The organism is Marinomonas sp. HM11-D (assembly GCF_057626615.1).
Genome location: NZ_JBMMKT010000001.1, coordinates 120444 through 134313 on the forward strand (window position 1 = coordinate 120444; position 13870 = coordinate 134313).

The 13870-nt window shown below is 42.5% G+C and carries 10 protein-coding genes; 9 read left to right on the forward strand and 1 reads right to left on the reverse strand.

Going from position 1 to position 13870, the window contains the following annotated elements:
• The first annotated feature begins 124 nt into the window (after positions 1-124).
• From flgK to fliS, 4 genes are all read left to right on the forward strand, one after another.
• Entirely contained in the window at positions 125-2098 is a 1974-nt protein-coding gene (flgK, locus tag ACOSVP_RS00540; protein ID WP_487345563.1) for a flagellar hook-associated protein FlgK, read from the forward strand.
• 7 nt (positions 2099-2105) lie between these two features.
• On the forward strand, positions 2106-3311 hold the full coding sequence (gene flgL / locus ACOSVP_RS00545; RefSeq protein WP_487345564.1) for a flagellar hook-associated protein FlgL: 1206 nt from the start codon (positions 2106-2108) through the stop codon (positions 3309-3311).
• 15 nt (positions 3312-3326) lie between these two features.
• Positions 3327-4859 carry an HD-GYP domain-containing protein gene (locus ACOSVP_RS00550; protein WP_487345565.1) on the forward strand — a complete coding sequence of 511 codons (1533 nt, stop codon included), beginning with the start codon at positions 3327-3329 and terminating at the stop codon, positions 4857-4859.
• A 76-nt stretch (positions 4860-4935) separates the two neighbouring features.
• Positions 4936-5373, forward strand: a complete 438-nt coding sequence (gene fliS, locus ACOSVP_RS00555; RefSeq protein ID WP_487345566.1) for a flagellar export chaperone FliS — start codon at positions 4936-4938, stop codon at positions 5371-5373.
• A gap of 15 nt (positions 5374-5388) precedes the next feature.
• Here the strand turns inward: fliS and ACOSVP_RS00560 are convergent, their stop codons facing one another.
• Positions 5389-6075, reverse strand: coding sequence for a hypothetical protein (locus tag ACOSVP_RS00560; protein ID WP_487345567.1), 687 nt, complete (start codon positions 6073-6075; stop codon positions 5389-5391).
• A 411-nt stretch (positions 6076-6486) separates the two neighbouring features.
• Between ACOSVP_RS00560 and ACOSVP_RS00565 the strand changes: the two genes are divergently transcribed.
• The 5 genes from ACOSVP_RS00565 (at position 6487) to ACOSVP_RS00585 (ending at position 13859) form a co-directional block, all read left to right on the forward strand.
• Positions 6487-7329 carry a flagellin domain-containing protein gene (locus ACOSVP_RS00565; protein ID WP_487345568.1) on the forward strand — a complete coding sequence of 281 codons (843 nt, stop codon included), beginning with the start codon at positions 6487-6489 and terminating at the stop codon, positions 7327-7329.
• A gap of 419 nt (positions 7330-7748) precedes the next feature.
• Positions 7749-8576 carry a flagellin N-terminal helical domain-containing protein gene (locus tag ACOSVP_RS00570; RefSeq protein ID WP_487345569.1) on the forward strand — a complete coding sequence of 276 codons (828 nt, stop codon included), beginning with the start codon at positions 7749-7751 and terminating at the stop codon, positions 8574-8576.
• Positions 8577-8654: 78 nt separating this feature from the next.
• Positions 8655-9062 carry a flagellar protein FlaG gene (locus tag ACOSVP_RS00575; protein WP_487345570.1) on the forward strand — a complete coding sequence of 136 codons (408 nt, stop codon included), beginning with the start codon at positions 8655-8657 and terminating at the stop codon, positions 9060-9062.
• A 34-nt stretch (positions 9063-9096) separates the two neighbouring features.
• Positions 9097-10554, forward strand: a complete 1458-nt coding sequence (gene fliD / locus ACOSVP_RS00580) for a flagellar filament capping protein FliD (RefSeq protein WP_487345571.1) — start codon at positions 9097-9099, stop codon at positions 10552-10554.
• Between the two features lie 371 nt (positions 10555-10925).
• Positions 10926-13859 (forward strand): 6-hydroxymethylpterin diphosphokinase MptE-like protein, encoded by a 2934-nt coding sequence (locus ACOSVP_RS00585; RefSeq protein WP_487345572.1) that lies wholly within the window; start codon positions 10926-10928, stop codon positions 13857-13859.
• Positions 13860-13870: the final 11 nt, after the last annotated feature.

A 13870-nucleotide genomic window follows, 5' to 3' on the forward strand; every position in this document is an offset into this window, starting at 1 on the left:
AAAAAGCCCTTATCATTTCTCTTAAATTCAATATGAGAAATCCTTCTTTTTGGTAAAGTAATTGCATCAGCTGACGATATAGAGTTATACGCATTTGCGTTTTGGTATCTGAGAGGTTAATCGCATGGCTAGTCTTTATTCCATTGGTTTGTCGGGGTTGCAGTCGAGTACTGCACGTATTACGACGACTGGTCAAAACACGGCAAACGTTGATACGGAAGGCTACAGCCGTCAGACAACTGCGACGGTGAGTCGCTCTGGTGGCGGTGTATTGGTCCAAGATACCAGTCGTATCATTAATCAATACGTTAACCAGCAAGTCTGGAGCGACACTTCAAAGCACAACTTCTACGAAAGCTATCATTCTATGATGACGTCGTTTGATACGGTCATGGGGGATGAAAGTGTGTCCATTAGTAATTACTTGGATTCGGCTTTCGGCTCATTGCAAACGGTTAATAGCGATCCTACAGACAGTGCGGCGCGTGCTCATGCCTATTCAACTTTTCAAGAACTGGCTGCTCAATATAACGAGTTGGCGGGTTATGTCTCTGACCAGCGAGAATTAGCGAGTGATGAGATTAGCAATAATATTGAGTCCATTAATAACATCACCAGTCAGATTGCATCGCTAAATGAGCAGATCTTTAAGCTTGAATCGACTACAAAAAGCTCCGCGAATGAGCTTCGTGATCAGCAAGAGCAGCTGGTAAAGGATTTGTCAGCTTACCTTGATGTTAAAGTGAAATACGATGATCACAAGTTAATGACGGTGAATCTAGCATCAGGTCAGCCACTTGTTTTACAAAGCAATAACAATCAACTGGCGTTAACCACAAATCCTAAGAACCCAGATGGTGAGTTAGGCATTGAGTTGAGCTTTGGCCGCTATGAAGTGAATATCCCGACGGATGCGTTGGGCGGCTCTATGGGCGGTTTGATTGCCTTCCGTAACGAGTTTGTGGCCACGGCAGAGCGTATGTTAGGTCAGCAGGCACTGGTATTAGCGGATACGATGAACGAGCAAAATAAGCTGGGTTTGGATGTCAATCAAAATCTAGGCATTAATTTGTTTGCCACTGACACTATCAAGTCCGTACCCAATTCAAGTAATGGTAACCCTAATGCAAATATCTCTGTCAGTATCACGCCAGGGGCTTCAAGTGATGTTCTGACCAACACCTATGAGTTGGTTATGACCTCAGCCAACCAATTTCAACTCGTGACTTATGATCTGGATGGTCGCATTACCAATGAATCAGATACAGTTGATATTGTACCATCTCCTTATACAGGAGAGCTTATTTCAGTGCCTGGTTACGGTGTTGATATCTCGTTTAACGGTTTGGCAGACTATACCACTGGCGATCGTTTTCAATTTATTCCCACTAAGGATGCTGCATCGACTTTAAGGTTGAGTGCACGTTCTGGTGATGATTTTGCAATGGCTGCTCCGATTGCGGTATCAAGTAGCTCATCAAATTTGTCGGATGTGGCGATTTCAATCTCAAGCGTGACTGATACAAGTACAAGTGCCTTTACAGCAAATAAAGCATTGGATGTGAATGCACCGCACAGTATTAGTATTAACGCAAATGGAGAGGTTGAGATTTTTGATGGTAGCGGTTCAGGTGTGCCTATTAATACACCTGCTACCATTACAGATTACAGAAATATTTTAGAGCAATTTGGTTTAGCTGCGAGTGCTGGATTTGATGTAAGTTTGGATGGTCAGCCTGAGCTGGGCGATAGTTTTTCCATTGCTTACAACAAGAATGGGGAGTCGGATAACTATAATGGCCTGAAACTAGCTGATTTACAGAATAAAGCCACGGTAGGGGGTGTCCGTTCATATTCTTCGGCATTTACCTCCTTGGTAACGGAAGTGGGTAGCTTAACTGCCTCGTTGAAAACTAACTCTAGTGCCAGCGAAGTAGTAATGAATCAGTCTATTGCTGCTCGTGATCAGGTGTCAGCGGTGAGTTTAGATGAAGAGGCGGTCAACTTATTGCGCTACCAGCAGTCTTATACGGCATCAGCACAGGTTTTATCCGCCGCACAAAATACATTTTCAACGCTGATTGGTGCGTTGAGGTAGGTGATTCATGCGAGTAACTTCTAACTTAATTTACAATCAATCTGCGTTTTCTATGGCGAAAGCCAATGAGCGTAATTTAAATGTTCAGGAAAAAATCGCGCAGAATACCGAAATTGTGCGACCTAGTGATGATCCAAATGGTGCTGGCCAGCTGATGCGTTACAGCGCTGATACGAAGCTAATAGAGCAGTATGAAAAAAACATGTCTCTAGCAACCAATTCATTGGAGTATGAGTCGGTTGCGCTAGAGAGCATGAACAACACCTTAGACTCTATTAGGGTGTTAATGATTTCGAGTCAAAACGGTGCGAACTCGCAAGCGGACTTAAACACCAAAGCAGAAGAAATGGAAAACCTGTTGCTGTCGATGTCGGATTTGATGAATTCGCAAGACTCTAATGGTAAGTATATTTTTGCTGGAACCAATGCTGGTTCCCCTCCTTTTGTTCAGGGTGCGGATGGCCTTTATGAATATAAAGGCGATGAGGCGCAGAGGAAAGCTCAGATTGGGGATGGTATTGCTATTGCGACCAATGACTCGGGTAAAAAGATATTTGAAGATATTTGGACCAGAAATACCTTTAGTGTGACCTCTGGCGCTGCAGACTTTTCATTTAAAATTGCCGATCAAGATTCCTATGATAGTTTTATGAAGAGTCGCTACAGTGCTGTCGATAGTGCTCAGAATAACTTCACTTTAACGACCGATGGTGCTGGTGGGTATACCATTCAGGATGGCAGTTCTGCGACGTTAGTAACAGGTACTTACCAACAAGGTGAGCCTATTTCATTTAATGGAATGGAATTTACCTTAACAGGGGCGGCAGGAAGTTCGCTGGCGTTTTCACTGGACCAACCTGAACGAGACAATGTGCTCAATCAAGTCAAAGGGGCGATTGATGCGTTGCGTAACCCGAACTTGACGTCTGAACAACGAGAAGAAGCGATATTGGATGCATTTACCAGCATCGATAATACGCAAGCGAGTATGTCGACGGCTTCTTCTTCTGTCGGGGCGCGACAGAATACAATAGAAAATCGCACTGATTACAGTGCTTCGAAGAAAATCTTTAACCAAACTGCGCAAGATAATATTGGTGGTTTGAATATTTATAAGGCTACGACTGAATTGCAGCTAAGCGAAACAGCGCTTCAGGCTTCGCAATTACTGTTTCAACGTATTAGCTCTTTGTCCTTATTTAACTCGCTCTAGGATTAATGGATAGCCATGGCAAAGTTTGATGTTTTAAGCTTGTATGGTGTGAATGTCGACTTTGCCTATTTCAATGTGTTTGAGTTAATAGATGTGCTTGGTTTGCAGGATCAAGTGCTCAAAAGCGATCGAGTGGTTAGCCTGATTAAGAAACATGGTCGTAAGCATCGAATCGTTAGTATCGCCATCCGCCAAGTTCTTCTCTCTGATTTAAAGCCCGTTATTAATTCAAAATTCTTAGCTTATGATTCTGCTTGCCAAGATCTCAATATGGGGCGATCCGATTACGAGCGTCGTTATGAGGCAGAGGAAAAATTTATTCTGATTTGTTTTTCGCTGGCGTTCGGGAAATCGATTGTCAGTGTGAAGCATCTTAAAAATGTGGATGAGTTGGCTAAGCTACCACGAGAGTTTTATGCCAAAGGGAAAAGCCTGTATCAGTACTTTCGACAGATTTTGAATGATAATACGCGAGATTATGTCCTCAGTTACAAAGCAGGTAAGTTAGGTGCGCAGGGGGAGTTGAGATCCGAGTCCGTTACGAGCCAAGAGAATGCTGCAACGGAGGTGTCAACGGCAAAATCAAATGTGCTGACACAGACGAAAAAAATCGATCCGGTGCCCTTTGCTAAAGAGATTGATACAGCTTTATCCTTGATGAATCAAGGTGTGCAGCTCGTTACTCAAGAAGTGAGTGCAGTATTATCTGGAGAGGCTTTGCAGCTTGATAAGCTTTCTACTTTTTGTCAAAAACTCAACGACTCCTACGATCGCAACCCTTACGCTTTATTAGTTGTTAGGCATATTCAAGACGGCGATGAATATGTGGCTCAGCACAGTGTGGCTTGTGCCATTCTTGCTTGTCACCTAGCTAAGGCGTTGAAGCTAGACCCACGTTATGTACAAGTAATCAGTATGGGTGCGTTATTATTCGACTTTGGGCGCTTCAAGTTGCCGGAAGCGATGACCCAAAAAACAGGTAAGTTAACTGAGGCCGAATTTCAGTTAACTCGTAAGCACCTGCAGTTTGGTGAAACGATTCTAGCTACTGCTGGTAACGTACCGAAAGTGATCTATCAAATGCTTTGGGAGCATCATGAACGGCCGGATGGGGCGGGTTACCCTCAAGGAAAAGCAGATCGAGAAATCAGTGTGTATGGTTACATTGGTGCCATTGTGGATGCCTATGACTCATTGACTTCTGAACAGCCCCATAAAGCGCCTTTAACCCCAAATAGTGCACTGCAAAAAATGTCCAAGGAAGCTGGGTTGGCATTTGATCGTAAATTACTGGCCATTTTTACGCAAAGTTTGGGAGCCGTGCCAGTGGGGTCTTGTGTAGAGCTGAACAATGGCAGACTGGGCTTTGTCTTGACTCTTAACAGCCAGTTGCAGCCTTCCTTAGTGCGACAAGTCTACAGTCTTACCTCTAAGAGCTTTATTGTTCCTATCGATCTGGCGATTGATCGAAATGATGATATCTGGGTCGTCAATATCGTTCTGCCGTCGGACTTTGGTCTGTCATTTTCTGATCACCTGAATATTTAACCTGAATTTGTTCTAAACTTTTTGAAAAGCGGTCGATAACCTAAAAGAGCTTTATTTTTTAGTAGGTGGTTTTTTTATGTATGCAAAAAAAGGCATTCAAGCGTATAAGCGTGACTCTATCAGTGCGGATTTGACGGAAGCGAGCCCTCACCGTGTGATTCAGCTTCTGATGCAGGGTGTATTAGAAAAAACTGCTCAGGGTAAAGGCTTTATTGAGCGACGTGATATTGCTGGTAAGGCAGAAGCGCTGTCTAGAGCGTCGGCGATTATCAATGCTCTACGTGGTGCTTTAGATCGAGAAGTGAACCCAGAGCTCTGTGATAACTTAGATGCTCTTTATGAGTACATGATTGGCCTGATTGCGGAAGCCAGCGTCACTATGAATGTAGAAAAGTTGGATGAAGTCATTAAGCTAATGCTGACGATTAAGTCTGCTTGGGACCAAATCAGTGAAGAAGACAAGCAACTCTCTGAACAGATGCGTCAGGAAAGGCAAGCTGCTGTCTCCGAATAACTCAATGCTGGTTGGTTAGTTTAGCTCTAGATCCGAACAGTAAATTTTGCAGTGCCCTTCATGGCTAGAATAGTAGACAGCCTTAAGGGTGCGCTGATCAAGCGCTAGTCCTGGGTAACTGCAATCTCCTCCAGATTCCAAATGTATTGACTGCAATACATTACCATCCAAAGATAACTCCGCTATCTCTGTCCATTGAGGTAGCCACTGACTAGGATCTTTGTGGCGGCGATAACCTGCCAATAAAGTTTTCTTATTAGGTGCCCATTCTAATGCTGGTCCGCCAATCCTAAATCCTAAATTGTTCCATTCCCATTTATCATAGGGTGGTTTTGATTTCCCTAATAGGCCTGTAGAGCTTTCTGGTGGTGTGATGTCTCTGCGTAGTAAACAGTATGCGGCCCCTTGATCATCGAATACTAATCCATGCTCATTGACATAGCTGCCGTCGAACTCGGCCACACGATGACTCTTGTAAGAGTCTAGCGAGGAAGATATCTCATACCAATGCAGACCATCTTTGGGGGCTGTGCCGTAGGCAATGCCATAAGCTTTGTCTTTGTGCCAGGTTATACGCCATAGCCAATGGTCTTGTTCTGCGATTGGAATCGAAGCGGACCAGTTGCCATCGCTGGTCTTTGTCCAAGCATAGGTCTGACGATACTGAGGATTAGCTTTAGTAAAGAAGGCGGTCCCAATCAAGATAAGCTCCTCATCTGAGCGGACGCTTAATTTGGGATCTCTTAAGTCTGCATCTTTAGTGCTGATGCTTCCCATATTCATCCAATTAGAGCCGTCGTTACTTTTAAGGACTCTTAATGTGCCGTTTGGGGATGTGTGGGTAGAGGCTTCTCTAAAGGTACACCACCATGCTCCTTGAAAATGCACTAAGTCTGTGAATGCATTGTGTTCAGACTGCTGCCAGATGGTTTGTAGCTTGAGCTCTTTCATTGGGATGTGATGCCTATATTGTCTTTTTGCTAAATCTTACGCCTCCAGAAAAAAAATTGAAGAAATTCCTAAAGTAAAAACATCCTATGACGATAACTAAATCATAAGAGATACAAACAATATGTATCACCGAATAAGTTAGAATTGAGTGGAGATATAATCATGGCTCTATATGTAAATACAAACGTTTCTTCTTTAAACGCTCAACGTCAATTGATGGGTTCAGGTAATGCTTTAACAACTTCTTTTGAGCGTTTATCTTCTGGTTTCCGCATCAACAGTGCAAAAGATGATGCGGCAGGTCTGCAGATCAGTAACCGTATGACTTCTCAGATCCAAGGTCTGAACCAAGGCATTCGTAACGCAAATGACGGTATCTCTGTTGCTCAGGTAGCAGAAGGTGCTTTGCAGGAGTCTACAAACGCATTACACCGTATTCGTCAATTAGCGGTTCAGTCGCAAAACGGTATTAACTCAAGTGCGGACCGTGCGGCATTGCAGAAAGAAGTGACTGCTTTGATCGCTGAGATGAGTCGTATTGCAACTACTACACAATTTGGTGGCGTGAACCTGTTGTCAGGTGGTTATTCTGCTAAGTTCTTAGTGGGGGCGAATGCCGGACAAACTATCAGTGTTAATATTTCTAGTCCTACAGGGCTTGCAGGCCCAAGCTTTGGTGCTTCGGGTCTAGGTGTTTCTACTGTAGATATTTCTACTGAGACGGGGGCGTCTGGTGCGTTAGCTGCCATTGATGCAGCTATTACTGCAGTGGATAGTAAACGAGCTGATTTAGGTGCGGTGCAGAACCGTTTTAGCTCAACTATCCGCAACTTAAGTAACATTGTGGAAAACGTAACTGCGGCACGCTCGCGAATTCAAGACACAGATTTTGCAACTGAAACTGCGGAATTGACTCGTAACCAGATTCTACAGCAGGCTAGTAATACTATTCTCGCGCAAGCGAACCAACGTCCTCAAGCAGCGTTGTCGTTGTTGGGAGGTTAAAAATAACCCGTTGGGGTGGATTAGGAGGTCGAGGTAAGATTTGGCATCCAGCCACCAACGGGGATAATTAGAGTTTCTCATTCTAACTATATTAGCCAAGCTTAATGCTTGGCTTTTTTTTGCTCTTTTTACGGAGCGACTGGGGGAGGTAGTCCCAGTTACTGATAAATTGCATAATGCGTGCCAAATGGTTAAGTTATTGAAAAGTATCAATAATATTGTTGTTTAAAGATGGGCTTGGCAATTATTTGCCATAACGTGAAAAAAAAATAAAAAAAAAGGCTAAAGTTTGCCTTAAGTGACCCGATAAGCTGATTAGGTAAGATGTAAAGGATTTGGAACTCTAGAGGTGGGGTTCCATATCTCCCACCTAGGTGGTTATTAAGGCTGGGCAGTCAGATGCCCATTAGGAGGTCGTTATGGCTTTATATGTAAATACAAACGTTTCATCATTGAATGCACAACGTCAGTTATTGAGCTCTGGTAACAGCTTGAGCACTTCATTTGAGCGTTTGTCTTCAGGTTTTCGTATTAACAGTGCGAAAGATGACGCAGCGGGCTTGCAAATCAGTAACCGTATGACATCTCAGATTCAAGGTTTGAATCAGGGTATTCGTAACGCGAACGATGGTATCTCTGTTGCTCAGGTAGCGGAAGGTGCGTTACAAGAAACAACAACTGCGCTACACCGTATCCGCCAATTGGCGGTGCAATCTCAAAACGGTATCAACTCAAGTGCGGACCGAGCAGCGTTACAGAAAGAAGTGACTGCACTTATAGCGGAAATGAGTCGTATTTCGACTGATACTCAGTTTGGTGGCGTGAACCTTCTAACAGGCGGTTACTCTGCAAAATTCCTTGTAGGTGCTAATGCTAACCAAAATATTAGTGTAAACCTTTCACGAACTGGTGGTGGTTTCGGTGCTTCTGGCTTAGGTGTTGGCGCTGTTGATATCTCTACAGTGGGTGGTGCATCGGGTGCGTTAGCAACGATTGATGCTGCAATTACTGCTGTAGATGGTAAACGTGCAGACCTAGGTGCGGTTCAAAACCGCTTTAGTTCTACTATTCGTAACTTAAGTAATATTGTTGAAAACGTGACTGCTGCGCGTTCACGTATCAAGGATACTGACTTTGCGACAGAAACTGCAGAATTAACTCGTAACCAGATTCTTCAGCAAGCCAGTACTTCTATCCTAAGTCAGGCGAACCAGCGTCCACAAACAGCGCTATCTTTGCTAGGCTAAGCGATATCCCAAGCTAATATGAGCTAAACTCAAGAGTGGTTTAGCTCTGTTAGCTTCATTTTTATGAAGGGGGAGGGTATGTCTTTAAATAGTATTGAAAATAAGTCTATGCCTTTAGCATTTGATGGAAGTGTATTGGCTTCATCTGCTAGTGTAGTGACTCAACAATTAAAGGGCACCAACTCAAATTCTGAATCAGAGCAAACAGCTGAAAAAGAAGAGTCAGCTTCTGTAGAGGATAGCCCAGCGGTGTTACAGAAGGCTGTGGAAGATATTAACGCTATGGTTGAATCTAAAAACCGGCAGTTAAGATTCTCTGTTGATGACTCCAGTGGAAAGCCAGTCATTACGGTGTTAGATTCTGAGAATGAAGATGTGATTCGTGAGATTCCTACCGAAGAAGTGCGCCGTTTGGCGGCGAGAATTGAAGAATTACAAAGTGAATTGGGTATGGCTACAGGTCTTATTGTAGACAGCCGAGTTTAAATTGATTGTTAGCGTTTGCTAGAAGGGGACGAACATGTCAATAGGTGGAACACTAGGGGTTGCTTCAGGGTTAGCGTTAGAAGACTTAGTAACTCAATTGGTCTCTGCTGAGCGCACCCCAAAAGTACGACAGCTTGACAGTCAGAAAAGCTCAATTGATGTTTCCTTATCCGCGTTAAGCAAGATACGTTCGGCAATGGGGAACTTTCAGAGCTCATTAGATGTTTTAAAGTCTGCTGATAAGTTAATGCAACGTGCGGCTACGGTTTCGCATCCAGATGATCTGAAACCATTTGATGTCACCACATCAGGGTCCGCCAGCGCTGGTAGCTATAATATCACAGTTGAAGCACTTGCTTCTGGTACACGTGCGACTTCAGCGGATGGTTCTTTTGCTAGTTCTGATGCTGTGGTTTCAACCACGGCCGGCAAATTGACTTTTGGTGCGGATGGTAAAAGTTTTGATGTTGATGTGACTGCTGGGATGACATTGGCGCAATTGCGCGAAGCTATTAACGACAAGTCAGATAATTTTGGTGTTTCTGCCAATATCATCAATACGGGCGACCCTGCTGTAGGGTCAAAATTGGTGATTACCTCTTCTATTACCGGCGATCCAGCTACAAAAGAGTTGAGCATTACCAACGACAATGCAGAATTGGATGCGGTATCGACAGTTGCTTCGGGCGCTGGTACAGCTATGTCTGTGATTAGTTCACAGCAGGCACATGTTAAAATCGATGGTGTGGATGCTTACTCTGATTCAAACACCATGGAAAACGTTATTCAGAACGTTTCCTTAAATTTGAAAAGCGAAACCAATGGCAAAGCTGCGACTCTAGATGTTTCCACGGATACTGAAACTGTTCGTGGTTATATTGATGATTTCGTCTCTAAGTACAATAGCCTTATAACTGCAATTCAAGAGCAAACTAAGTCCGGTACAGCTTCTGCTGATGGTGAGTCGTTTAGTGGCGGTGGTCCATTAAATGGCAACAGTATGATTCGTGGTCTTCGTGACCAACTTAATAGTGATGTGATTGGCGCGGTGCAAGGGGCTGATTCCTCATTAAATACGTTGTTTGCTTTGGGGATCTCTATTAATGATACTGGTAAGATGGAGATTGCTAGCTCTAACGCCTATGGTGGTCAGACTGGTTCTGAGCGAATGACTGCGGCCTTAGAGGGCTCCTTTGACAAAATTGCTGATCTATTTTCTGGCGATAATGGCATAGCAACTCGAATTGAGACATCACTAGAGTATTATACAAAATCCAAAGGTTTATTTGACTCGCAGGAAGGTGTGCTTAAAGATCAGTTAGAGTCAATCGCTCAACGACGAGAAGATTTAGATCAGTACATCAGTGGTTATGAAGAAACTCTAAGAAAACGTTATGCTGCCTTAGACTCTGTTGTCGCCTCTATGTCTCAAACGTCTACATATTTAATGAGTCAATTGTCTTCTTTGCCAGGCTTTGGGTCTAATAACTAATAATCAGCAGCTATTAGGGATGAAATGAATCAGTCAGTTATTGATAGACTTGAGCAGGTAAATAACGAAATAGAGCTTCTTTTATCCAGTGAAGAAGTCTCTGAAGTGGATTCTCTCTTAGCTGTCTGGTCGGAAAGAGACAGTTTGCTGAGACAACTATGCCAAGACCAAGACTCATTATTAGAGCACAAAGAACGACTGAATAATGAATTAGCTCTAACCCATACGTGGTTAGAGCTAATTCGTGCGTACAGTTCGAAGCTAGGCAAAGATCTACTTTCCTCAACTCGGAATCAAAAAGCAATTCGCACTTACAGACGTTAAAAGACTGCTTCAATGTCTAACCTCTCTCCAGTAATGGAACCTTTCTTATGAAAAATATTGGTCAACTTACCCTGTCTGATGAAACGGAACAGCAGAAGCTAGAGCAAGTATTGGCGGACTCTGTTCGGACGATTAAACAGAATAATATTCAAGCGTTTAGTATCTATGCACCGCACTTATTAGATTTTTTTAATGCAGTTGGTGATGACACGCTTTCAGTCTTTTGTACGAAACAGGGGAAGGCCAATATTGTTGATTATTCAACCGGCCAGTGTTGGTATGGCGGTGACCCCGAGACTGAGATAAAGAACAGTTTTAAACGTGATGTGAGTCAAGTGGCTAAAATTTCGTTGCTGGAAAAAGTCCAAGAAAGCGCTCCTTTTATTGATCACGTTGAAGGAACACCTTTTATTTCACCTGAGTCATTTTGCTCTATGCAAGGTGAAGCTACAGATATTGAAGGTGGCAAGATCCCATTGCTGATTCAATTTGGCGTCGGCATTGGTCATATATTAAAGGCGATATCGGATCTTGTTGAGGTTGATAACTGGTTAGTTTATGAACCTTCTATTGAAGTTTTTAAAGCATCAGTTGATGTATTTGATTGGGCTTCATGGCTTGAGGAGCGAGTTGAAAGTGGTCAGCAGGTGTATCTGCAAATTGGTAACAATGCAGCTACATTGGTTGAAGATTTACAGCATATTGCTTCAGAGATTAGCCTTACAGAAGCTTATATTTATCGTCATTACCATCACCCAGAGATGGACTCCCTCTATCAATATTTAACTTCTTCGCTATTTTCTTGGCGTAGTTTGCTGGATGGGCAGGTTTCTTTAGTTCCGTTTACGGATTTTTGTGATGAAATTCCGCCACTTTCTACGTCAGTTAAGCTTGCTGACTCTGTGTCTTCCCGCATTTCTTGGATGGAAGCGCAGCAGCGTTTTCTATTCAATTTACAGGCGTTAGACTACTACTACCCAGAAGTCGCACAAGCATTTAGAAACTACGCGCCGCAAAAATGGCATCTTGTGCTATCTGAAAGTAATAAATGGAATCTATTGCATATTGAACGTAATGCAGCGTTTTATGGTGATGATGGAGCAGAAGAGTCTAATATAGATTTGGAAATTTATAAGGAAAATCCTTTAAAAGATGACCCGTTGTTGAATAACAATGGCGGAAAGCTTTATTACTATAAACATTATAGGATCACTAATAAAATCAAAAAGATCATTAGAGATGTTTCTAATGATTCAAACTTTTCTCTGCCACATAAAATTAATGGAATTATATTATTTGGCATGGGATTGGGTTATCAGTTAAGTGAGCTCGTTAAGAATCATGAAATAGCGAATATTTACTTATATGAATCTAATTTTGACTTTTTTTATGCATCTTTGTACGTCCTAGATTGGAACTCAATACTTCAGAGACTGGATGATCAGAAAGGGGGACTGTATCTAAACCTAGGTGATGATGGCTCCCATGCTAGAGATGATTTAACTAAGAAAATAAATAATATTGGGCCATATAATATTGTCTCCACTTTCATATATCCCGTATATCATCATCCTGCGATCCAACAAGCAATATTTGATCTTAAGCAAGAGTTTAAGGTGATTGTTTCCATGGGAGAGTACTTCGAACATGCTAGATATGGTGTATGTCATACGCAGAAGACTTTTATGTCTGGAACGACCTATTTAGTAAAGCGAACGGCTCAGCATATCTATGCAGATTTAGTAGATTGCCCAGTGTTTATTGTTGGTAATGGTCCTTCTTTAGATAGTTCGTTTGAGTACATCAAAGCGCATCGAGATAAAGTTATTGTGGTTTCTTGTGGGACCGCGCTTAGAGCTCTATACAATTATGGTATTCAGCCAGATATTCATGCTGAGATTGAGCAGAATCGAGCTACGTATGACTGGATTAGTAACGCAGCGGATAGTGATTATTTAAAGAAAATCACTCTGCTGTCCGTTAATGGTGTGCATCCCGATACGGCTAGTCTATTTGCTAAAACAATGATAATTCTTAAAGCAGGAGAGGCATCTACTAGGGCTTATACAACGACAGTTTGCCCATTGCAGGATTATCCAGAACTAGAGTTTTCTTATCCTACAGTGTCGAATCTTGTTGTTTCGATTATGTGTTTCTTGGGTATGGAAAAATTGTATTTATTTGGTGTAGACCTTGGCTTTAAAGAGATAGAGTATCATCACTCGAAACAGTCTGATTATTATGTTAGGAGTGCGACTCAATCCCCTAAAGAAGGGGGTAATTCTGCGATTGATTATGATTATGCTAAAGCTAATGGCATTATTCCTGTTGTTGGTAACTTTCAAGAACAGGTATTTACTAAGCATGAGTTTAGAGTGTCTGCACAAAATATTGAGAGGGTGTTGGCTGTTTCTCCTTCTGTACAATGTTTTAATTGCAGTGATGGCGCTAGAATACTAGGTGCTACCCCACTAAAGCCTCAAGAAATCTGTTTGGCTGAACAAGAAAGATCTTCTAGTGATGTACTAAACGATTTACTTAATAAAGTTTGTGACACGCCTAACAATGTTTCCAAATTAGCTAAGGGCTTCGAAGAGATCTTTAATATTGGGCATTTGAAGCGGGATGTAGACACCCATTTGGCTTGGATTAAACAACAGAGCCCAACGTCTGAGATTGAGCTCGAGGAAATTCTCACTACTCAGATAGAGCTATTTCATAGGACTTTGAATGATAGAAGCTCGCTCTTTTTCTTTATGTTTTGGGGAAGTATGAATTTTGTGTCTGCACTTTTGTTGAAGCTTGCGTATACATCAAAAGATGAGCTATATGAGTCTCGTTTAAAAGAAGCTTGGAACCTTTGGGCTGAGTATATGGAAGATGTGTTCTACGACTTCTATTCTGACCCCTATGCCGTGGATATGACGGGCATTCAAAATAAAAACTTTGTTGCTGCTAAAGCTGATTTAGAGAATAAGTAGCAGGGGGCTGT

Bases quoted from the DNA above. Each gene is read 5' to 3' on its own strand.
- flgK (WP_487345563.1), top strand. From the start codon at position 125: ATGGCTAGTCTTTATTCCATTGGTTTGTCGGGGTTGCAGTCGAGTACT.
- flgL (WP_487345564.1), top strand. From the start codon at position 2,106: ATGCGAGTAACTTCTAACTTAATTTACAATCAATCTGCGTTTTCTATG.
- ACOSVP_RS00550 (WP_487345565.1), top strand. From the start codon at position 3,327: ATGGCAAAGTTTGATGTTTTAAGCTTGTATGGTGTGAATGTCGACTTT.
- fliS (WP_487345566.1), top strand. From the start codon at position 4,936: ATGTATGCAAAAAAAGGCATTCAAGCGTATAAGCGTGACTCTATCAGT.
- ACOSVP_RS00565 (WP_487345568.1), top strand. From the start codon at position 6,487: ATGGCTCTATATGTAAATACAAACGTTTCTTCTTTAAACGCTCAACGT.
- ACOSVP_RS00570 (WP_487345569.1), top strand. From the start codon at position 7,749: ATGGCTTTATATGTAAATACAAACGTTTCATCATTGAATGCACAACGT.
- ACOSVP_RS00575 (WP_487345570.1), top strand. From the start codon at position 8,655: ATGTCTTTAAATAGTATTGAAAATAAGTCTATGCCTTTAGCATTTGAT.
- fliD (WP_487345571.1), top strand. From the start codon at position 9,097: ATGTCAATAGGTGGAACACTAGGGGTTGCTTCAGGGTTAGCGTTAGAA.
- ACOSVP_RS00585 (WP_487345572.1), top strand. From the start codon at position 10,926: ATGAAAAATATTGGTCAACTTACCCTGTCTGATGAAACGGAACAGCAG.